At 72.5% G+C, this 19,564-nt stretch carries 18 protein-coding genes; 9 read left to right on the top strand and 9 right to left on the bottom strand.

Annotated features, from left to right (window positions below):
• Window positions 1-166 precede the first annotated feature (166 nt).
• The 3 genes from guaB to ACIPXM_RS03050 form a co-directional block, all read right to left on the bottom strand.
• The gene (guaB, locus tag ACIPXM_RS03060) at window positions 167-1,666 is read right to left on the bottom strand and encodes an IMP dehydrogenase (RefSeq protein ID WP_401651289.1); all 1,500 of its coding nucleotides are present in this window, start codon (window positions 1,664-1,666) and stop codon (window positions 167-169) included.
• Window positions 1,667-1,806: 140 nt separating this feature from the next.
• Window positions 1,807-2,409, bottom strand: a complete 603-nt coding sequence (locus ACIPXM_RS03055; protein ID WP_401651286.1) for a sigma-70 family RNA polymerase sigma factor — start codon at window positions 2,407-2,409, stop codon at window positions 1,807-1,809.
• Between the two features lie 345 nt (window positions 2,410-2,754).
• The gene (locus tag ACIPXM_RS03050) at window positions 2,755-3,366 is read right to left on the bottom strand and encodes a response regulator transcription factor (protein ID WP_003948568.1); all 612 of its coding nucleotides are present in this window, start codon (window positions 3,364-3,366) and stop codon (window positions 2,755-2,757) included.
• Between the two features lie 460 nt (window positions 3,367-3,826).
• Here ACIPXM_RS03050 and ACIPXM_RS03045 point away from each other — a divergent pair, with 460 nt between their 5' ends.
• Window positions 3,827-4,195: a WhiB family transcriptional regulator gene (locus tag ACIPXM_RS03045; protein ID WP_401651283.1), complete on the top strand. Its 369-nt coding sequence runs from the start codon at window positions 3,827-3,829 to the stop codon at window positions 4,193-4,195.
• Window positions 4,196-4,747: 552 nt separating this feature from the next.
• Here the strand turns inward: ACIPXM_RS03045 and ACIPXM_RS03040 are convergent.
• Complete coding sequence (locus ACIPXM_RS03040) at window positions 4,748-5,686, bottom strand: LysR family transcriptional regulator (protein ID WP_401651280.1); 939 nt, start codon at window positions 5,684-5,686, stop codon at window positions 4,748-4,750.
• Between the two features lie 108 nt (window positions 5,687-5,794).
• On the opposite strand from ACIPXM_RS03040, the gene ACIPXM_RS03035 reads away from it, so the two are divergent.
• Together ACIPXM_RS03035 and ACIPXM_RS03030 are read left to right on the top strand one after the other, a co-directional pair.
• Window positions 5,795-6,460 carry an MOSC domain-containing protein gene (locus tag ACIPXM_RS03035; RefSeq protein WP_401651277.1) on the top strand — a complete coding sequence of 222 codons (666 nt, stop codon included), beginning with the start codon at window positions 5,795-5,797 and terminating at the stop codon, window positions 6,458-6,460.
• An 88-nt stretch (window positions 6,461-6,548) separates the two neighbouring features.
• On the top strand, window positions 6,549-7,322 hold the full coding sequence (locus ACIPXM_RS03030) for an SDR family NAD(P)-dependent oxidoreductase (protein ID WP_401651275.1): 774 nt from the start codon (window positions 6,549-6,551) through the stop codon (window positions 7,320-7,322).
• On the opposite strand, the gene ACIPXM_RS03025 is transcribed toward ACIPXM_RS03030, so the two are convergent.
• A complete protein-coding gene (locus ACIPXM_RS03025; protein ID WP_401651272.1) occupies window positions 7,316-9,352 on the bottom strand; it encodes a DUF2264 domain-containing protein in 2,037 nt (678 codons plus the stop codon). The genes ACIPXM_RS03030 and ACIPXM_RS03025 overlap by 7 nt on opposite strands.
• Before the next feature lie 179 nt (window positions 9,353-9,531).
• On the opposite strand from ACIPXM_RS03025, the gene ACIPXM_RS03020 reads away from it, so the two are divergent.
• The 6 genes from ACIPXM_RS03020 (at window position 9,532) to ACIPXM_RS02995 (ending at window position 15,784) form a co-directional block, all read left to right on the top strand.
• On the top strand, window positions 9,532-10,701 hold the full coding sequence (locus ACIPXM_RS03020) for a substrate-binding domain-containing protein (RefSeq protein WP_401651269.1): 1,170 nt from the start codon (window positions 9,532-9,534) through the stop codon (window positions 10,699-10,701).
• A 111-nt stretch (window positions 10,702-10,812) separates the two neighbouring features.
• Window positions 10,813-12,141, top strand: a complete 1,329-nt coding sequence (locus ACIPXM_RS03015; protein WP_401651266.1) for an ABC transporter substrate-binding protein — start codon at window positions 10,813-10,815, stop codon at window positions 12,139-12,141.
• Window positions 12,142-12,145: 4 nt separating this feature from the next.
• A complete protein-coding gene (locus tag ACIPXM_RS03010) occupies window positions 12,146-13,051 on the top strand; it encodes a carbohydrate ABC transporter permease (RefSeq protein ID WP_401651263.1) in 906 nt (301 codons plus the stop codon).
• Window positions 13,048-13,926, top strand: coding sequence for a carbohydrate ABC transporter permease (locus tag ACIPXM_RS03005; protein WP_401651260.1), 879 nt, complete (start codon window positions 13,048-13,050; stop codon window positions 13,924-13,926). The genes ACIPXM_RS03010 and ACIPXM_RS03005 overlap by 4 nt, the downstream gene beginning before the upstream one ends.
• Window positions 13,927-13,966: 40 nt before the next feature.
• Complete coding sequence (locus tag ACIPXM_RS03000; protein WP_401651257.1) at window positions 13,967-15,010, top strand: hydroxyacid dehydrogenase; 1,044 nt, start codon at window positions 13,967-13,969, stop codon at window positions 15,008-15,010.
• Between the two features lie 75 nt (window positions 15,011-15,085).
• Window positions 15,086-15,784, top strand: coding sequence for an ester cyclase (locus ACIPXM_RS02995; RefSeq protein ID WP_401651254.1), 699 nt, complete (start codon window positions 15,086-15,088; stop codon window positions 15,782-15,784).
• A gap of 141 nt (window positions 15,785-15,925) precedes the next feature.
• Here ACIPXM_RS02995 and groL read toward each other — a convergent pair whose 3' ends face one another.
• The 4 genes from groL to ACIPXM_RS02975 all read right to left on the bottom strand — a co-directional run bounded on the left by groL (window position 15,926) and on the right by ACIPXM_RS02975 (window position 19,524).
• Window positions 15,926-17,554, bottom strand: coding sequence for a chaperonin GroEL (gene groL / locus ACIPXM_RS02990; protein ID WP_401651252.1), 1,629 nt, complete (start codon window positions 17,552-17,554; stop codon window positions 15,926-15,928).
• Between the two features lie 134 nt (window positions 17,555-17,688).
• On the bottom strand, window positions 17,689-17,997 hold the full coding sequence (gene groES, locus ACIPXM_RS02985; RefSeq protein ID WP_004955293.1) for a co-chaperone GroES: 309 nt from the start codon (window positions 17,995-17,997) through the stop codon (window positions 17,689-17,691).
• 217 nt (window positions 17,998-18,214) lie between these two features.
• Window positions 18,215-18,580: a hypothetical protein gene (locus tag ACIPXM_RS02980; RefSeq protein WP_401651249.1), complete on the bottom strand. Its 366-nt coding sequence runs from the start codon at window positions 18,578-18,580 to the stop codon at window positions 18,215-18,217.
• A complete protein-coding gene (locus ACIPXM_RS02975) occupies window positions 18,577-19,524 on the bottom strand; it encodes a polysaccharide deacetylase family protein (RefSeq protein ID WP_401651247.1) in 948 nt (315 codons plus the stop codon). Before ACIPXM_RS02975 ends, ACIPXM_RS02980 begins: the two co-directional genes overlap by 4 nt.
• Window positions 19,525-19,564 lie beyond the last annotated feature (40 nt).

Genomic DNA, 19,564 nt, shown 5'->3' with positions numbered 1-19,564 from the left:
GCCGCCCCCCTGAGACTATTGGTGGGGGGGGGGGGCCCCCCCCCCGGGGGCGCGCCCCCCCCCCCCCCCCCCCCGCGGGGGGGGGGGGGGGGGCCCCCCACCCCCCCCCCCCCCCCCCCCGCGTCGCGCTCTGTCACCTACGGCCGGTCACGACGGCCGCCCACGGCTACTTACGGCTGTAGTTCGGCGCCTCGACCGTCATCTGGATGTCGTGCGGGTGGCTCTCCTTGAGGCCCGCCGAGGTGATCCGGACGAAGCGCCCGTTGTCCTGGAGCTCCGGGACGGTGCGGCCGCCGACGTAGAACATCGACTGGCGCAGACCGCCGACGAGCTGGTGCACGACCGAGGCGAGCGGGCCGCGGTACGGCACCTGGCCCTCGATGCCCTCGGGGATCAGCTGGTCGTCGGAGGCGACGCCCTCCTGGAAGTAGCGGTCCTTGGAGAAGGACTTGCGCTCGCCGCGGGTCTGCATGGCGCCCAGCGAGCCCATGCCGCGGTACGACTTGAACTGCTTGCCGTTGATGAACAGCAGCTCGCCCGGGGACTCCTCGCAGCCCGCGAGCAGCGAGCCGAGCATCACCGTGTCGGCGCCCGCGACGAGCGCCTTGGCGATGTCGCCGGAGTACTGCAGGCCGCCGTCACCGATCACCGGGACACCGGCCGCCTTGGCGGCGAGCGACGCCTCGTAGATCGCGGTGACCTGCGGGACGCCGATGCCGGCGACCACCCGGGTGGTGCAGATGGAGCCGGGGCCCACGCCGACCTTGATGCCGTCCGCACCGGCGTCGACCAGGGACTGGGCGCCGTCGCGGGTGGCGACGTTGCCGCCGATGACGTCCACCGAGGAGTTGGACTTGATCTTGGCGATCATGTCGCCGACCAGCCGGGAGTGGCCGTGCGCGGTGTCGACGACGATGAAGTCGACGCCCGCCTCGATCAGCGCCTGGGCGCGCTCGAAGGAGTCGCCCGCGACACCGACGGCCGCGCCGACGATCAGCCGCCCGTTGGCGTCCTTCGCCGCGTTCGGGTACTTCTCCGCCTTGACGAAGTCCTTGACGGTGATGAGGCCCTTGAGCAGACCGGCGTCGTCGACCAGCGGCAGCTTCTCGATCTTGTGGCGGCGCAGCAGCTCCATGGCGTCCACGCCGGAGATGCCGACCTTGCCGGTGACCAGCGGCATCGGGGTCATGACCTCGCGCACCTGGCGGCTGCGGTCCGACTCGAAGGCCATGTCGCGGTTGGTGACGATGCCGAGGAGCTTGCCGGCCGGGTCGGTGACCGGGACGCCGCTGATGCGGAACTTCGCGCAGATCGCGTCGGCCTCGCCGAGGGTGGCGTCCGGGTGCACGGTGATCGGGTCGGTGACCATGCCGGACTCGGAGCGCTTCACCAGGTCGACCTGGTTGGCCTGGTCGGCGATGGAGAGATTGCGGTGCAGCACGCCCACGCCGCCCTGGCGGGCCATGGCGATGGCCATCCGGGACTCGGTGACCTTGTCCATGGCGGCGGACAGCAGCGGGATGTTCACCCGCACGTTCTTCGAGATGTACGAAGAGGTGTCGATCTGGTCGGGAGCCATGTCCGACGAACCGGGCAGCAGCAGCACATCGTCGTAGGTGAGCCCGAGTGTCGCGAATTTGTCGGGCACTCCGTCGATGTTCGTCATGACACCTTCCCCAATGGCCTTGATCGGTGCGGATGTCCATGCTAACGGGCCGCGGCGGTGTCTCATTCCACGAGCAAGATCAGCGAGCGGTTTTGGAGCTTCGCACGTGTACATGACGGACATGACACGCGGTCCGACCCCTACTGCTCGGCCAGTGCCCGCAGTCGGCTGAGCGCCCGGTGCTGGGCGACCCGGACGGCCCCCGGGGACATGCCGAGCATCTGCCCGGTCTCCTCGGCGGTCAGCCCGACGGCGACCCGGAGCACCAGCAGCTCGCGCTGGTTCTCCGGAAGGTTGGCGAGGAGCTTCTTGGCCCATTCGGCGTCGTCGCTGAGCAGCGCCCGCTCCTCCGGGCCGAGCGAGTCGTCCGGCCGCTCGGGCATCTCGTCGGAGGGCACGGCGGTCGAACCGGGGTGCCGCATCGCGGCCCGCTGCAGGTCGGCCACCTTGTGTCCGGCGATCGCGAAGACGAACGCCTCGAAGGGCCTGCCGGTGTCCTTGTAGCGCGGCAGCGCCATCAGGACGGCGACGCAGACCTCCTGCGCCAGGTCCTCCACGAAGTGACGGGCATCACCGGGCAGCCGGTTCAGCCGGGTGCGGCAATAGCGCAGCGCGAGCGGGTGCACCCGCGCGAGCAGGTCATGGGTGGCCTGCTCGTCGCCCTCGACGGCACGACGGACCAGGGCACCGATCTCCCCCTGCCCGGTGGGCGCTGGGGTCCCCGGGGTCTCGTCGTCGCGCATCGCTCCATGGTGCCTTGGCGGCTGCTCGCCCGCGGCACCGCGTCCGTAGTTGTGCACCGAAGCGTTATGAGCAGGTGCGCCGGCACTCATCCCCTGCGCCCTCCCCTTCCGCTCGTTGTCCGCCGACTGGTCCGTCTCGTCCCCGAGGAACTCCACGCCTTCAAGGATGCGGCATTCCGCGGGGAAGTGACACAAGCCCGCCCCGTCCGCTCCTCGGCGGACGGGGACAGGGACGGGGATACGGCCTCCGGCCACAGGCCGACGACCGCTTTCCGGCGGCCCTCCGTACGGCTGCCGCCGGCCGCGGGCCACCGCGCTCGGCGGCCCGGTCCCGACGGCTCCGGGTCAGCGGACCAGGCCCCAGCGGAAGCCGAGCGCGACGGCGTGCGCTCGGTCCGAGGCGCCCAGCTTCTTGAAGAGCCGCCGGGCGTGGGTCTTGACCGTGTCCTCGGAGAGGAAGAGCTCACGCCCGATCTCCGCGTTGGACCGGCCGTGGCTCATGCCTTCGAGCACCTGGATCTCACGGGCGGTGAGGGTCGGCGCCGCGCCCATCTCGGCCGACCGCAGCCGGCGCGGGGCGAGCCGCCAGGTCGGGTCGGCGAGCGCCTGGGTGACGGTGGCCCGCAGTTCGGCGCGCGAGGCGTCCTTGTGCAGATAGCCACGGGCACCGGCGGCGACCGCGAGCGCGACACCGTCCAGGTCCTCGGCGACGGTCAGCATGATGATGCGGGCGCCGGGGTCGGCGGACAGCAGTCGGCGGACGGTCTCCACACCGCCCAGACCGGGCATGCGTACGTCCATCAGAATCAGGTCCGAGCGGTCCGCGCCCCAGCGGCGGAGGACTTCCTCGCCGTTGGCCGCGGTGGTCACGCGCTCGACGCCGGGCACGGTCGCGACCGCGCGGCGAAGAGCCTCTCGGGCAAGCGGGGAGTCGTCGCAGACGAGAACGGATGTCATGACTGACCTCCGCGACTCTCGCAGCTGAAGCGCGTCACCTTGAGCCTCCAGGGCTGGTACGTATCGTCACCTGTGCGATTGACGCCCTCGGACACCTGCCCGAGCGCTTTTTCCTTCAACCGCCTCCGCACTCTCAACGATGGTCACTCGAAAGAGTTACGGGTCGGACGGCCGCCTTCGGCACTCTACGTGAGGGACCGTGTGCGGAGGAGAGCGTCGCAGGTCATCCGTCCTTCACCCGAAGCTATGCCCCATTTAGCGGGTTTTCTTCCCTTTTTGCGGTGTCTGTGGCTAGATTCGCAATGAGTCATATTTACATCTACTTAGACAGTAGTTGTACGGTCGGATCGAACCCGCGAGAGCGGGTACCCGAGAGCTACGGGCGGCCAAGGACCCCCGTTCGATCAGCCAGCAACCCGCCCACCAATCCGTTCGACACGGTTTCAAGGGGACTAGCGCAATGGCAGATTTCTCCCGCCTTCCCGGACCCAACGCCGATCTGTGGGACTGGCAGCTCCTCGCGGCGTGCCGCGGAGTCGACAGCTCCCTGTTCTTCCACCCCGAGGGAGAGCGCGGCGCGGCACGGAGTGCGCGCGAGAACTCGGCGAAAGAGGTCTGCATGCGGTGCCCGGTCCGCGCGGAGTGCGCGGCCCACGCGCTCGCCGTGCGGGAGCCTTACGGCGTCTGGGGCGGCCTCACCGAGGACGAACGCGAGGAACTCATGGGCCGGGCGCGCAACCGCCTGGTCACGACCGCGGCCGCGACGGCCGCCTCCGCCGCGACGGCACGTGCCTCGGTGGCGCGTTCGGCCGGCGTGACACACGCCTGAAGGAACGTTTCTTCGATAGGAGTCGGACAACCGCTGACAGCCGAGCGGACCAGCCCGGCGGCACACCAGGACGCCCGCACCGCGCGCGGCCCGGGGGCGCGCGGCACGCGGCTCCCACGACGGAGCCGAAGGCGGCTCCGACGGCGGCCGGAACGGCGGCCCGGACGGCGGCGCCGGAACGGCGGCCGGGCCGGTGACCCGTCGCCCGTACGGCCCAGTGACGGCCGGGTCCCGCCCCGGCCCCGACCCGTACGGCCGCACCCCGGCTCACCCGGACGGCCCGACCCCGTCCCCCGGACGGCCGGGGGCCCGTCACCCCACCGGCCCCCGTCGGCTCACCCCGACGGCCGGGGGGCGTGCGCGCGCCCGGGTGAGGGCGCTCGGCCGGTGCGGTGGGGGCCGCCACCCGTACGGCGGGGGCCGGGACCACTCGTACGGACGCGCTCCGCGCTCACTCGTCCGGCCCTGCCCGCGTGTCCCGCCGAACAGGTGCGGGCCGGGCGGGGCGCGGCCGGTGCCGGGCGCGGCCCGGGAGCGGCGCGGCGCGGCGGGTCAGAGCGCGGGCTGGACCGGACGCCCGGTGCGGCCGGCCGCGCGGGTGAGTTCGTCGAGGGTGGCGGCGACCGCCGGGACCTGGGCGAGGTCGGGCAGGGTCAGGGCGACGATCTCCCGCTCCACGGCGGGCTCCACGGTCACCGCGACGGCGCCGCGCGGGCGGACCGACGCGATCGCCAGCTCCGGCAGCACGGCCACCCCGAGTCCGGCGCCGACCAGGCCCACCACGGCCGGGTAGTCGTCGGTGGCGAAGTCGATGCGCGGGGTGAAGCCCGCGGTCTCGCAGACGTCGACCAGTTGGCGGCGGCAGCGCGGGCAGCCCGCGATCCAGGGGTCCTCGGCGAGTTCGCCGATGGCCACCGAGCCCGCCCCGGCCAGCCGGTGGCCCTCCGGGACCAGGCCGACGAGCCGGTCGGCGAGCAGCGGGCGGACCACCAGGTCGTCCCAGGCGTCCGCGCCCGCCCCTTCGCCGCCGTTGCGGTCGCCGTAGCGGAAGGCGAGCGCGATGTCGCAGTCGCCCTCGCGCAGCATCTCGACCGAGCGCGGCGGTTCGGCCTCGACCAGCGAGACCCGGGTGCCGGGGTGCGCGGCGCGCAGCGCGGCGAGGGCGGTGGGGACCAGGGCGGAGCTGCCGCTGGGGAAGGACACCAGGCGGACCCGGCCGGCCCGCAGGCCCGCGATCGCGGCGACCTCCTCCTCGGCGGCGGTCAGCCCGGCGAGGATCCCGGACGCGTGCCGGACCAGGGCCTCACCGGCCTGGGTGAGCCGCATCTCGCGCCCGGTACGGATGAGCAGCGGGGTTCCGGCGGACGCTTCGAGCGCTTTCATCTGCTGGCTCACCGCGGGCTGGGTGCAGCCGAGTTCGCGGGCGGCGGCGGAGAACGAGCCGGTCGCGGCGACGGCGCGCAGGACGCGGAGGTGGCGGGCCTCGATCATCCCCTCAGCATAAGCGAGTCTTGGACATCGCGGCGAATGTCGCAGGTCAGCTTTGAGTACGGGCGGGACCCTGCCCCATACCCGGCTCCCTCTCATAGGGTTGCCCCCATGGAACTACTCAGCGTGAACGTGGGCCGGGCCACCGCCGTCGACTACACCAACGCGCCCGGGGGCCTGACCGGCATCGACAAGCGCCCGGTCGGCGGCCCCGTACGGATCGCCGCCCCCGGACCCGACGGGGCCAGCGGGGTCGCCGGGGACGCCGTCTGCGACCTGCGCTTCCACGGCGGCGCCGACCGCGCCGCGTACGCCTTCGCCCGCGAGGACCTCGACAGCTGGGAGCGGGAGCTCGGCCGCGCGCTGGTGCCCGGCTCGTTCGGCGAGAACCTCACCACCTCCGGCCTCGACGTCAACGGCGCGCTGATCGGCGAGCGGTGGCGGATCGGCGAGGAACTGGTCCTGGAGGTCACCGGCGGCCGGATCCCCTGCCGGACCTTCGCCGGGTTCGTCGAGGAGCCGGGCTGGGTGCGCCGGTTCAACGCCTCGGCGGCCGGACCCGGCGCGCTGCTCCGGGTGATCGTCCCGGGCGAGGTGCGGGCCGGTGACCCGGTGGAGATCGTGCACCGCCCTGCCCACCAGGTCACGGTGGCCTCGCTGCACCACGCGGCGACCGCCGACCGCTCACGGCTCCCGGAGACCCTCGCGGCGGCCGAGTGGATGGAGTCGGGGCTGCTGCAGCTGGCCCGGACGTACACCGAGAAGTACGGGGAGTAGGCCCCCCGGGGACGGGGTCCCGCCCGGGGCCCTTCCCTCACCTTTTCGCACACACGCCGTTCACCCGGCGCGGGTTAACGTGCCGCGTATGACGACTGCACTCATTACGGGGGCCACCGCCGGCATCGGCGCCGCCTTCGCGCGGCGGCTCGCCGCGGACGGCCATGACGTGGTGCTCGTGGCCCGCGACGCGAAGCGGCTGCGCGAGCAGGCCACCGAACTGCACGACCGGCACGGGATCGAGGCCGAGGTGCTGCCGGCCGACCTGTCCACCGAGGACGGCATCACGGCGGTCGAGGCGCGCCTCTCGGACGCCAAGCGGCCGGTCGATCTCCTGGTGAACAACGCCGGGTTCGGCAACAAGGGCCGCTTCCTCGAAGTGTCCATGGCCGACGAGCTGACCATGCTGAAGGTGCACTGCGAGGCGGTGCTGCGGCTGACCTCGGCGGCGGCCGACGCGATGCGGACGCGCGGGCGCGGCGGGGTCGTGAACGTCGCCTCGGTGGCCGCGTTCGTGCCGCGTGGCACCTATGGCGCCTCGAAGTCCTGGGTGGTGCAGTTCACCCAGGGCGCGGCCCGTGACCTGGCCGGGAGCGGGGTGCGGCTGATGGCGCTGTGTCCCGGGTTCGTACGCACGGAGTTCCACGAGCGGGCCGGGATGGGCACCGACAACATCCCCGGCTGGATGTGGCTGGACGCCGACAAGCTGGTCGCCGAGGCGCTGACCGACCTGGCCCGCGGCCGCACGCTGTCGATCCCCGACCCGCGCTACAAGGCGCTGATGGGGGTCGTGAAGCTGGCCCCGCGCGGGCTGCTCGGCGGGGTGTCCTCGCGGGCCGGCCGCAAGTACGGCCCTCAGTAGCGGAGTTCCCCGGGACCGGCCAGGCCGCTCAGCTCCAGCAGGTCGAGCGCGGTCGCGGTGCCGTCCGGCCAGGTCACCCGGAGGGCGGTGGGGGCGGTGACCCGGACGTCGGCGAGCGCGGCCAGGTCTTCGGCCCCGGGGTCGGCCCCGGGGTCGGCGGTCAGGGACGCGAGGGCGACGAAGAGGTCGGCAGGGGCGCCGGTCGTGGTGCCGTGCACGGCGGGCGTACCGGTCGGGCCCGGGCCCTGGAGGGTGGCGCCGGTGCGGAGTCCGGCGCACCCGGGGCCGTACCCGTGGCCGGGGAGCAGCTGGGAGACGGGCCCTCCGGCGCCCGCCGTCCAGCCGGTCTGGCGGACCGTGAGCCCGGCCGGGGCGCCCAGGACGAGATGGGCGCGGACCTCGGCGCGGCCGTGCGCGAGGGTGGCCGAGACCACCCGCACGCCGGGCAGCGGCCGGTGCGCCGAGGCGGCCCAGCCGGGTCCCTGCCCGAGCGGTTCGGCGGGCCCCCGGCGGGTGGCGGTGCCGTCGGGGCCGGTGCCGTCGGGACCGCTGCCTTCAGGGGCCGCGCTTTCCGGGGTGAGCAGGGCGAAGTGGTTGTCCGCCGGGTCGGGGTCGGCGGTGGGTCCCGTACGGGTGGAGTAGGCGAAGCGCGCGTAGCCGGGGTCGTCGGCGGACCGGTCCGGGAGTTCGGCGGGCCGGACGTGGTTGCTGCCGTGGTTGTGCAGCCGGACCAGGCCGTCGGCGGCGGTGGTCTGGACGAGCAGTCCGGTGCGGCCGAAGGCCCGTACGGTGTCGGCGCGTTCGGCGGGCAGCGGCTCCTCGGTGGCGGTCCACACCGGGTGGTCGGCGGGCAGCAGCAGCCCGAGGAACCCCTTGGCCGCCCAGTAGGGGGAGCCGGGGCCCGAGTAGTGCTGGACCAGCGGCGGGTGGGGGCCGTACCAGCCGAGCGTGAGCAGTCCGCGTTCGTCGGTGGCGCCCCGGTCGAGGAAGTGGCGCAGCGCGCCGGAGGCGAGCCGCCGGGTGGCGCCGGGGCCGAGCGGGGTGTGGCCGGTGAGCGCGCCGAGCCAGGGCGCGGCGGCCGCGGCGAACCGGTAGATCAGGGACCGCCCGTACGGGAGCGGCGCCCCGTTGGTGTCGAAGAGCAGCGTGTGGGCGTCGAGCTGGGCGCGCAGCCGGGGGCCGTAGCGGTCCAGGAGGGCCCGGTCGCCCGCCAGGTGGGCGTGCAGCACCGGGTAGAAGTGCAGGGCCCAGGGGTTGTAGTGGTCGAAGGCGCGGTTGTCGCCGTCGCTGTACCAGCCGTCGCCGAGGTACCAGTCCTCGATCCGTGCCAGGGCGCGGTCGACGGTGGCGGCGGCCCGGTCGGTCTCGATCCCGGCGTCCTGGAGGAAGCCCGCGACGGTGAGGCCGAAGAGCCACCAGTTGTTGTCGACCGGGGAGGGCCCGAGCGCGGGCAGCAGCCAGTCGGCGACCCGCTGCCGGACGCCGTCGTCGAGCCGGTCCCAGAGCCGGTGCCGGGTGAGGCGCAGGGCGAGCGCGATCGACGCGGACTCGACGACGGCCTGCCGGGTGCCGGTCGTCGACGGCCAGGCGTCCGGGCCGCCGGGGTCGCCGGGACCGCCGAACGTGGCCCCGGTCGCGGTCCCGGCGGCGAGTCCGGCCGCGTACCGGTCGAGGTGGTGGTCGTGGGTCCCGGCCGGGTCCTGCGCGAGCAGCGCGGCGAGCAGGAAGGTGCGGGCGAAGCCCTCAAGGCCGTCGGAGCGGGCGCCGGACCAGCTGGGGCGGGGCCCGGGCAGGCCGATGAGCGCGCCGCCGGGCGAGGCGTACGGACGGACCGCGCGCAGCAGCCGGTCGGCGGCGGCCACCCAGTGGTCCCGGGTCCAGCCGGTGTACGGGCTGAGCGCCCGGTCCTCAGGCAGGCGGTCCTGGGGCGGGCGGTCCTGGGGCGGGCGGCTCTCGGGCGGGCGGCTCTCGGGCGGGCGGCTCTCGGGCGGGCGGCTCTCGGGCGGGCGGCTCTCGGGCGGGGTCGGCATGATGCTCCCTGGGATCCGTGGGGCCGGGCCGTCGCCGGAATCCTGGACACGCTTCAATCGATCGTCAAGAGCGGATGGAGCGAATGATCGAAACTCCCGCCGTTCGATCATTTCACCGTGCGGTGTCCTAGAGTCGGGGAACCGCTACCGCAGGACCGATCCACCAGGGGAGCCGCACCGTGCGCGAGAGTGCCGCCGAACGTCACGCCCGACTGCTCGCCCTGGTGCGCGAGCGCGGCACCGTACGGGTCTTCGACCTGGCGGGCCTGCTCGGGGTCTCCGCCGTCACCGCCCGCAGGGACGCCGAGGCGCTGGCCGCGCGGGGCCTGCTCGACCGGGTGCACGGGCAGGTCTCCTGGCCCCGCACCGGTGCCGCCGAAGGCCCGGGCACCGGCACCGGAACCGGCACCGGAACCGGCGCCCCTGAAGGCACCGCACCCGGCGGCCTGGTGCTCGGTCTGCTCGCGCCCTCCGCCGGGTACTACTTCGCCGAGGTGATCCGGGGCGCCCACGAGGCCGCCGCGCGGGCCGGGGCCCGGCTGATCCTGCGGATCTCCGACTACCGGCCCGAGGAGGACCGGGCGCGCACCGAGGGGCTGCTCGCGGCGGGCGCGCAGGGCGTCCTGGTCGCGCCCGGCTGGCGGAGCCCGGACGACCGGCGCGCGTACGGCGACTGGCTGGCCGAGCTCCCGGTGCCGGCCGTGCTCCTGGAGCGCCGGGCGGATCCGGGCAGCCCGCTCGACGGGCTCGACCGGGTCTCCTCCGACCACTCCCACGGCGTCCTGCTCGCGCTGCGCCACCTGCTGGACCTCGGTCATCCGACGCCGCTCCTGGTGGCCCGCGGCGACAGCCCGACGGCGCTCGCGGTGCGCGCCGGGTACGCGGAGGCGCTCGGCACCCTGGGGCGCACGGCGCCGGGCGCGGTCGTCGAGTCCGTACCGGCCGAGAGCGATCCGGCGGGCTTCGAGCGGGCGGTGCGGACGCTGCACGAGGCGGTCACGGAGGGGCGGGTGAGCGCGGCCCTGGTGCACAACGACGTGGACGCGATCCAGATCGTGCAGCGGCTCGCCGAGCTCGGCGTACGGGTCCCCGACGACCTGGCCCTGATCGCGTACGACGACGAGGTCGCCGCCCTCGCGGACACCCCGCTCACGGCGGTCGCCCCGCCCAAGCGGCAGGTGGGCAGCCATGCCGCCCGGCTCCTGGTGGAGCGGCTCGGCGGCGGCGCGGAGGCAGCGCAGGACGCCGGGGAGGAGCCCGTACGACGGCATCTGAGCCTGCTGCCGCGGCTGCGGGTGCGGGCGTCCTGCGGGGCGGCGCGGGCCGCTTCCCGCACCTCCACCGACTGATCGAGTTTCGATCAATCAATCTTTCGCTCTTGACTTCGTTCAGGAACGGTCACAGGATCACGGCCAACCCCGTCCACGTGCCTACCGGGCCGCCGTATCAGGAGCCGTGCCGTGAGCCTCAGTCGGATCAGCAGTCGCGCCCGAACCACCCGTGCCCTCACCGGAGTCGCCGCCGCCCTGGCCGTCCTCACCGCCTGCGGCGGTGGCGGCGCCGACGGCGCGGCGGGCGACGCCAAGGGCCCCGTCACCCTCACCTTCTGGGGCTGGGCCAAGGGCTCCAAGGACGTGGTCGACGCCTTCAACGCCTCCCACACCGACATCAAAGTGACGTTCGAGGAGATACCCTCCGGCACCGCCGGCGGCTACGCCAAGATCTCCAACGCGGTGAAGGCCGGGAACGCCCCCGACCTGGTCTCCATCGAGTACTCCTCGCTCCCCGAGTTCGTCTCCTCGGGCGCCCTGCAGGACATCGGCGACCAGTTCACCGCCGACGACCGGGCCGGACTCCTGCCGCAGGCCGTCGAACTCACCACCCTCGGCGGCAAGAACTGGGCGGTCCCCTTCGACGCCTCGCCGCAGGCGTTCTACTACCGCAAGGACCTGTTCGCGAAGTACCACGTCACCGTGCCGAAGACCTGGGACGAGTTCAAGGCGGCGGCCGCCCAGGTGAAGCGGGCCGACGCCAAGGCCAGGATCGCCACCTTCTTCCCCGACGACCCCACCACCTTCGAGGCGATGGCCTGGCAGGCCGGGGCCCAGTGGTTCAAGGCCGAGCACGACACCTGGAAGATCGACACCACCGACCCCGCCACCACCAAGGTCGCCGCCTACTGGCAGGGCCTGCTCGACGCCGATCTCGTCCACAAGAACGCCTCGTTCAGCCCCGAGTGGACCGGCTCCCTCAAGAACGGCACCACCCTCGGCTACCTCGGCGCCTCCTGGGGCGCCGGAGTCCTCAAGGGCACCCTGCCCGAGCAGAGCGGCAAGTGGGCCGTCGCCCCCATGCCGCACTGGGGCACCCCGGCCAGCGGCATGCTCGGCGGCACCTCCTTCGCCGTCACCAAGGGCAGCGCGAAGAAGGCCGCCGCCGTCGAGTTCGCCGAGTGGATGTCCACCACCGAGGCCGGGGTGAAGGCCCGGATCGCCTCCGGCACCTCCAGCGCCTTCCCGGCCGCCGCCGCGCTCCGCCCGGTCGCCAAGTCCGTCTTCGACGCGCGCTACTACGGCGGCCAGGACATCTACGCCCTCTTCGAGCAGGCCGGCGCCTCCATCGGCGGCAACTGGGCCTGGGGGCCGACCACCGGCACCACCAACACCACCATCAAGGACCAGTTCGGCAAGCTCACCCCCGGCGGCCCGACCCTCACCGACGCCGTCAAGGCCGGGCACGACGCCACCGTCGCCGAACTCACCAAGCGCGGACTGAAGGTCGAGGGCTGACCCGGTGACCGCCCGCACCCGCGCCGCGGCCCTGCTGCTGACCCCGTTCCTGCTGCTGTTCACCGTCGTGACGGTGCTGCCGATCGGCTACGCGGTCTGGCTCAGCCTCTTCACCGAGAAACAGTCGGAACTCGGCTTCGGCGGCACCGAGACCGTGTTCTCCGGACTCGACAACTACACCGCGGCGCTGGGTGACCGGGCCTTCCGCGAAGGCTTCGGCGTGCTCCTCGGCTACTGCCTGCTCTACCTGCCGCTGCTGCTCGCCGGAGCCCTCGGCCTCGCCCTGCTGCTCGACTCGGCGCTCGCCCGCGCCCGCCGCCTCTTCCAGCTCGCGCTGTTCCTGCCGCACGCCGTGCCCGGCATCATCGCCGCGCTGATCTGGGTCTACCTCTACACCCCGCAACTCAGCCCGGTCGTCAAGGCCATGGAGGCCGGCGGCATCGGCTTCGACTTCTTCTCCCCCGGGGGCGCGCTGCCCTCCGTCGTCAACATCGCCCTGTGGGAATGGCTCGGCTACAACATGGTGATCTTCTACGCGGCCCTGCAGGCCGTGGACCGCTCCGTCCTGGAGGCCGCCACCGTGGACGGCGCCGGGGCCTGGCGGATCGCCTTCGCCGTCAAACTCCCGCTGATCAGGCCCTCCTTGGCGATGGTGGCGCTGTTCACCCTGATCGGCTCGCTGCAACTGTTCACCGAGCCGCTGATCCTCAACAAGGGCACCGGATCCGCCGTCACCTCCAGCTGGACGCCCAACCTCTACGCGTACAGCGCCGCCTTCGACCGCAACGACTACGGCCTGGCCGCCGCCGCTTCCGTGCTGCTCGCGCTGACCGCCGCGCTGCTGTCCTTCGGCGTCACCCGGCTCACCGGCACCCGCCGGGCCACCGCCCGGAAGGAGCGCACGGCATGACCACCCTGACCACCCGCCGAGACCCCCGCCGCCGCCCCCGGAGCGTCTGGCTGTCCCGTACCGCCGTCAACGGCGTCCTCGTCGTCGCCTCCGCCTACATGCTCTTCCCCCTCCTGTGGCTGCTCACCGCCGCCACCAAGGACGCCGGTGGCCTGCTCGCCGGGAACGCCCTCTCCTTCGAGGGCTTCGACCTCGGCGGCAACCTCTCCCGGCTCGCCGCCCAGGACGACGGCGTCTACTTCCGCTGGTACCTCAACAGCCTCCTGTACGCGGGCGTCGGCGCCCTCGCCTGCGCGCTGATCAGCGTCGCCGCGGGCTACGCCTTCGACAAGTACGCCTTCCGGGGCAAGGAGAAACTGTTCGGCGTGGTGCTGATCGGCGTGCTCGTGCCGACCACCGCGCTCGCCCTGCCGCTCTATCTGCTCGCCAGCGAGACCGGCCTGGTCAACACCGTCTGGGCGGTGCTGATCCCGGTCCTGGTCAACCCCTTCGGCGTCTATCTCGCCCGGGTGTTCAGCACCGGCTACATCCCCGACGAGGCCCTGGAGGCCGCCCGTATCGACGGGGCGGGCGAGCTGCGCACCTTCTGGTCGATCGGCCTGCGCATGGTGATGCCCGGCTTCGTGACCGTCTTCCTCTTCCAGTTCACCGCCATCTGGAACAACTTCTTCCTCCCCCTGGTGATGCTCTCCGACCAGCGGCTCTACCCGCTGAGCCTCGGCCTCTACGCGTGGAACAGCAACGCCCACGCCGAACCCGGCTACTACCCCCTCGTCGTCACCGGATCGCTGCTCGCCGTCGTCCCCCTCGTCGTCGCCTTCGTCTCGCTCCAACGCCACTGGAAGGCCGGCCTGACCGCGGGCAGCGTCAAGTGACACCGGCCCCGCCCGACCCCGTGAGGAGCACAGATCCAGCATGAACCCCGCCACTGACAACCGCCCCCGGCTGCTGCTCGCCATGGGCCCCGGCGTCGCCGACCGGCTGTTCACCACCGCGCAGCGGACCCGGCTCGCCGCGCTCACCCGCACCGACCCGGCCTTCGTCGCCCACACCTTCCCGGCCGCCCCCGCGGGACACCCCGGCCCCGCGCCCACCGACAGCGCGCTCGCCGCGGCCGAACTGCTGCTCACCTGCTGGGGCGCGCCCCCGCTCACCGCCGACGTCCTCGACCGCGCACCCCGCCTCAAGGCCGTCGTGCACGCGGCGGGCTCGGTCAAGCACCACATCACCGACGCCTGCTGGGAACGCGGCATCCAGGTCACCTCGGCCGCCGCCGCGAACGCGCTGCCGGTCGCCGAGTACACCCTCGCCGCGATCCTGTTCGCCGGGAAGCGGGTGCTGCGCTCCGCCCAGGAGTACGCCCGGCTCCGCGCCGAGCAGCCCTGGCTCGCCGAGTCCGCCGACTGGGGCAACTACCGCAGGACGGTCGGCATCGTCGGCGCCTCCCGGATCGGCCGTCGGGTGCTCGACCTGCTGCGCCCCTTCGACCTGGAGGTGCTGCTGCACGACCCGTACGTCTCGGCGGCCGAACTGCCGCCGGGCGTCGAGCGGGTCGGGCTCGACGAGCTGTGCGCCCGGGCCAGCGTGGTGTCGGTGCACGCGCCGCAGCTGCCCGCCACCCACCGGATGATCGGCGCCCGGCAGCTCGCCGCCATGCCGGACGGCGCGACCCTGGTCAACACCGCGCGCGGCTCCCTGGTCGACGAGGCCGCGCTCCTCCCCCACCTGGTCAGCGGCCGCCTCCACGCGGTCCTCGACGTCACCGACCCCGAGCTGCCGGACCCCGGCTCCCCGCTCTGGACGCTGCCCAATGTGCTGCTCACCCCGCACGTGGCCGGTTCGCTCGGCAACGAGCTGCACCGGATGGCCGACCAGGCGCTCGCGGAGGTCGCGCGCTACGCGGCCGGCGAGCCCTTCGCGTACCCGGTCCACGCCGCCGACCTGCACCGCTCGGCCTAGACGGGGTCACACGCCCTAGACTGAGAGGGTCGGCAGCTCCCACCGGGCCCGTCCCGGACGTCTCCGGGAGGCGTCATGAGTTTCGTGCAGATCATCGACTGCAGGACCAGCCGGATCGAGGAACTGAACCGGCTGATGGACCGGTGGGTCGAGCAGACCGAGGGCAGACGCACCGCCACCCACAGCATCGTCGGCAAGGACCGCTCGGACGGCTCGCACATCGTGGAGATCGTCGAGTTCCCCTCGTACGACGTGGCCATGCGCAACTCGCAGCTGCCGGAGACCGACCGGATCTTCCGCGAGCTGGTGGCGCTCTGCGACGAGATGCCGACCTTCACCGATCTCGACGTGGTGCGCGACGAGGCGCTGTACAAGGCCAACGCGCGGCGGCTGCTCGACATGATCGCGACCGAGCCCGAGCTGGCGCTGCTCGACGAGGTGCTCGCCGAGAACTACCACGACCACGATCCGGGCAACGAGCAGGACGTGATCGGGATGGACGCGGTGCGCCGCGAGGTCGAGATGTGGCGCGGCGGCTTCGACTTCGCCTTCACGGTCGAGGACCAGCTCGCCGACGGCGACCGGGTCTGCACCCGGTGGAGCTGGCGGGGCGAGCACGTCGGCGACTTCATGGGGATCCAGCCGACCGGCATGGACGCGGCCATGACCGGGACGGTGATCCACCGCTTCCGCGACGACGGCAAGATCGTCGAGGGCTGGTGGCACTACGACGCGCTCGGTCTGATGGCCCGGCTCGGCGCCGTGGAGGCGTGAGCCCCGCCGGGCGCGGACCTGCCCGGACACGCACCGAGGCCCGGTGCTCCCGCGACGGGAGCACCGGGCCTCGTGACGCCCGCCTTCAGTGGCGGGCGTCAGATGCTTCAGCCGTTCCAGCTGTTCAGCCGGTCAGCCGTTTCAGTGGGAGTGGCCGTGACCGTGGCCGTGACCCGCGTCGGCCGGCTCCTCTTCCTTCTTCTCCACCACGAGGGTCTCGGTGGTGAGGAGCAGGGAGGCGATGGAGGCGGCGTTCTCCAGGGCGGAGCGGGTGACCTTGACCGGGTCGATGACGCCGGCCTTCACCAGGTCGCCGTACTCGCCGGTGGCGGCGTTGAAGCCCTGGCCCTTCTCGAGCTCGGCGACCTTCGAGGTGATGACGTAGCCCTCGAGACCGGCGTTCTCGGCGATCCAGCGCAGCGGCTCGACGGCGGCGCGGCGGACGACCGCGACACCGGTGGCCTCGTCGCCGGTCTTGTCGAGGTTGCCCTCGAGGACCTTGACGGCGTGGACGAGCGCGGAGCCACCACCGGAGACGATGCCCTCCTCGACCGCGGCGCGGGTCGCGGAGATGGCGTCCTCCAGACGGTGCTTCTTCTCCTTCAGCTCCACCTCGGTGGCGGCGCCGACCTTGATCACGCACACGCCGCCGGCCAGCTTCGCGAGGCGCTCCTGGAGCTTCTCGCGGTCCCAGTCGGAGTCCGTGGCGTCGATCTCGGCCTTGATCTGGTTGACCCGGCCGAGGACGTCGGCGGAGGAGCCGGCGCCTTCCACGATGGTGGTGTCGTCCTTGGAGACGGTCACGCGGCGGGCGGTGCCCAGCACGTCAAGACCGGCCTGGTCGAGCTTGAGGCCGACCTCCTCGGAGATGACGGTGGCACCGGTGAGGGTGGCCATGTCCTGGAGCATCGCCTTGCGGCGGTCACCGAAGCCGGGCGCCTTGACGGCGACGGCGTTGAAGGTGCCACGGATCTTGTTGACGACGAGGGTGGAGAGCGCCTCGCCCTCGACGTCCTCGGCGATGATCAGGAGCGGCTTGGAGGCACCGGCCTGGATGACCTTCTCCAGGAGCGGCAGCAGGTCCTGGATGGAGGAGATCTTGCCCTGGTTGATCAGGATGTACGGGTCGTCGAGGACGGCCTCCATACGCTCCTGGTCGGTGACCATGTACGGCGAGAGGTAGCCCTTGTCGAAGGCCATGCCCTCGGTGAAGTCGAGCTCCAGACCGAAGGTGTTGGACTCCTCGACGGTGATGACACCGTCCTTGCCGACCTTGTCCATGGCCTCGGCGATGAGCTCGCCGACCTGCTGGTCCTGCGCCGAGAGGGCGGCGACGGCGGCGATGTCCGACTTGTCGTCGATCGGGCGCGCGGTGGCGAGCAGCTCCTCGGAGACGGCCTTGACGGCGGCGTCGATGCCCTTCTTCAGGGCGGCCGGGGAGGCACCGGCGGCGACGTTGCGCAGACCCTCGCGGACCAGGGCCTGGGCGAGCACGGTGGCGGTGGTGGTGCCGTCACCCGCGATGTCGTTGGTCTTGGTCGCCACCTCCTTCACGAGCTGGGCGCCGAGGTTCTCGTACGGGTCCTCGATCTCGACCTCGCGGGCGATCGTGACACCGTCGTTGGTGATGGTGGGGGCGCCGAACTTCTTGTCGATGACGACGTTGCGGCCCTTGGGGCCGATCGTCACCTTCACCGTGTCGGCCAGCTTGTTGACGCCGCGCTCAAGGGCGCGACGGGCGTCCTCGTCGAACTTCAGGATCTTCGCCATGGGAGCGGTTCAGCCCTCTCGGAAATCGTTGAAAAAACTGCGCCCCTGGACGCCCACGGAGAAACCAGGGGGGTCAGGGGCGCAGTTCGAAGCATCTTTACAGGTGCTTAGGTGCTTACAGGAGCCTTGGTGGCTTACTTCTCGATGATCGCGAGCACGTCGCGAGCCGAGAGCACGAGGTACTCGTCACCGTTGTACTTGACCTCGGTGCCGCCGTACTTGCTGTAGAGCACGACGTCGCCGACCTTCACGTCGAGCGGAAGACGCTCGCCGTTCTCGAAGCGGCCCGGGCCCACGGCGAGGACGGCGCCCTCCTGGGGCTTCTCCTTCGCGGTGTCCGGAATGACCAGGCCGGAGGCCGTGGTCTGCTCGGCGTCGAGCGGCTGGACCACAATGCGGTCCTCAAGCGGCTTGATGGCAACCTTGGAGCTGGCGGTCGTCACGATCCGACCTCCCCCTTCGGAGATCTCACGGGGTTAACTGTCTGAGGTGGCGACCAGGTGGATCCGTCGTCGCGGGTGCCGGACCTGCCCGTCGCTGTGTTGGCACTCTCCTGCGGGGAGTGCCAGAGCCGAGACTATGACCGGGATTAGCACTCGGTCAAGCGGAGTGCCAATTCACGACCCTGTGGCGTGACCTCAGGACGTCCTCGGACCGACCTCAGGGCTGCTCCGCCGGCACGTCCCGGCCCCTCATCAGGGGCAACGCGCGGCCGGATCCGACGGTTCCGGACCCCTCGGCCCCGGCCCCGCCGGACGCGGGCGGCCCGGACCCCGCCGCGGACCCCGCCGCGGCGGACGGTGCCGCGGGCTCCACGGGCACCACCGGCACCACGGGCACCACGGGCTCCGTACGCGCCTTCGGCAGCGCCGCCCGGGCCTTCGGCGGGTGCGGACGGGGTGAAACCTTCTCCGCCGCCTTCCGGCCGAGCCGCTCGATCGGGTCGACCGAGGACGCGCAGGCCGGAAGGGCGAGCAGCGCGCCGGTCAGGGCCAGGGCGGCGGTCAGCCGGCGCGCCCGGCTCATACGTAGTCCTCGAGCCTCGCCACCGCGTACCCCTTGGCCGTGACCGTCTTCATCACCTTCCGGATCATGTCCGGCATGCTGCCCTTCCAGTCCTCCTTGCCCCGGAAGTGGGTGAGGATGATGTCGCCCGGGTGCAGGTCCCGGTCCCACTCGCGCCACTCCATGTGGTCGGGGAACGCCTCGGACGCCCACAGCGGGACCGCCTTGACGCCGCAGGACTTCGCGGCGCGCAGGGTGTCCTCGTTGTAGTTGCCGTACGGCGGGCGGAACAGCGGCGGCCGCTTGCCGAACTGCTTCTGGATGATGTCCTGCATCCCGCAGATCTGACGCTTCTGGTCGTCGTAGTCGAGACCGGGCAGGTAGGGGTGGGTCAGCGTGTGGTTGTGCAGCGACACCCCGCCTGCCTGCATCTTCCTGAAGTAGCCGTAGTCCTCCTTCACCAGGTAGTTGCTGAGGAAGGCGCTGTACGGGATCTTCAGCTCGCTCATCATCCGCAGCAGCTCGGGGTCCTTCTCCGCGCCGTCGTCGATGGTGAGGAACACGATCCTCTGCTTGGTGGGCACGGTGGTGAAGACCGGCGGCAGCCCGCTGCCGTCGGTCTCGAAGCCCTTGCGGGTGGTGATCCTCGGCTTGACGGCGGGCGGCTCCGGCGGGTCGAGCGGGGGCAGCGCGAGCCCCCACTTCTTCGCGGCGGCGACCCGCGCGGCGCGCTGCTGACGGACCTTGTCGACGTACGCGCCGAGCGCGCCCGCCGCGCCTTCCGCGCGCGGCTGCTGTCCGGCGGCGGGCTGGGCCGGTTTCGCCGGTACGGGCCTTCCGGCGCCCTCGTCGCCCGAGCCGCCCGCGCAGGCGGAGCCGAGCGCGGCGACGAGCAGGGCCGCTCCGGCCATCCGCCAGCGCCTCACAAGGCGCCCCTTTTGTTCTGTTTGTCGTACTAGCTGCATGGCGCCGCATCCTGTCAGCGCCACGCCCCTCCACGGCCCC

The sequence above is a fragment of the Streptomyces sp. NPDC090025 genome, from assembly GCF_044748125.1.
GTDB lineage: Bacteria > Actinomycetota > Actinomycetes > Streptomycetales > Streptomycetaceae > Streptomyces.
Note: the sequence above shows the minus strand (reverse complement) of the source record. Positions and strands in the feature narration are given on the sequence as shown.

Coding starts and splice junctions, on each gene's coding strand:
- guaB (WP_401651289.1), bottom strand. CDS start 1,666: ATGACGAACATCGACGGAGTGCCCGACAAATTCGCGACACTCGGGCTC.
- ACIPXM_RS03055 (WP_401651286.1), bottom strand. CDS start 2,409: ATGCGCGACGACGAGACCCCGGGGACCCCAGCGCCCACCGGGCAGGGG.
- ACIPXM_RS03050 (WP_003948568.1), bottom strand. CDS start 3,366: ATGACATCCGTTCTCGTCTGCGACGACTCCCCGCTTGCCCGAGAGGCT.
- ACIPXM_RS03045 (WP_401651283.1), top strand. CDS start 3,827: ATGGCAGATTTCTCCCGCCTTCCCGGACCCAACGCCGATCTGTGGGAC.
- ACIPXM_RS03040 (WP_401651280.1), bottom strand. CDS start 5,686: ATGATCGAGGCCCGCCACCTCCGCGTCCTGCGCGCCGTCGCCGCGACC.
- ACIPXM_RS03035 (WP_401651277.1), top strand. CDS start 5,795: ATGGAACTACTCAGCGTGAACGTGGGCCGGGCCACCGCCGTCGACTAC.
- ACIPXM_RS03030 (WP_401651275.1), top strand. CDS start 6,549: ATGACGACTGCACTCATTACGGGGGCCACCGCCGGCATCGGCGCCGCC.
- ACIPXM_RS03025 (WP_401651272.1), bottom strand. CDS start 9,352: ATGCCGACCCCGCCCGAGAGCCGCCCGCCCGAGAGCCGCCCGCCCGAG.
- ACIPXM_RS03005 (WP_401651260.1), top strand. CDS start 13,048: ATGACCACCCTGACCACCCGCCGAGACCCCCGCCGCCGCCCCCGGAGC.
- ACIPXM_RS03000 (WP_401651257.1), top strand. CDS start 13,967: ATGAACCCCGCCACTGACAACCGCCCCCGGCTGCTGCTCGCCATGGGC.
- ACIPXM_RS02995 (WP_401651254.1), top strand. CDS start 15,086: ATGAGTTTCGTGCAGATCATCGACTGCAGGACCAGCCGGATCGAGGAA.
- groL (WP_401651252.1), bottom strand. CDS start 17,554: ATGGCGAAGATCCTGAAGTTCGACGAGGACGCCCGTCGCGCCCTTGAG.
- ACIPXM_RS02980 (WP_401651249.1), bottom strand. CDS start 18,580: ATGAGCCGGGCGCGCCGGCTGACCGCCGCCCTGGCCCTGACCGGCGCG.
- ACIPXM_RS02975 (WP_401651247.1), bottom strand. CDS start 19,524: ATGCAGCTAGTACGACAAACAGAACAAAAGGGGCGCCTTGTGAGGCGC.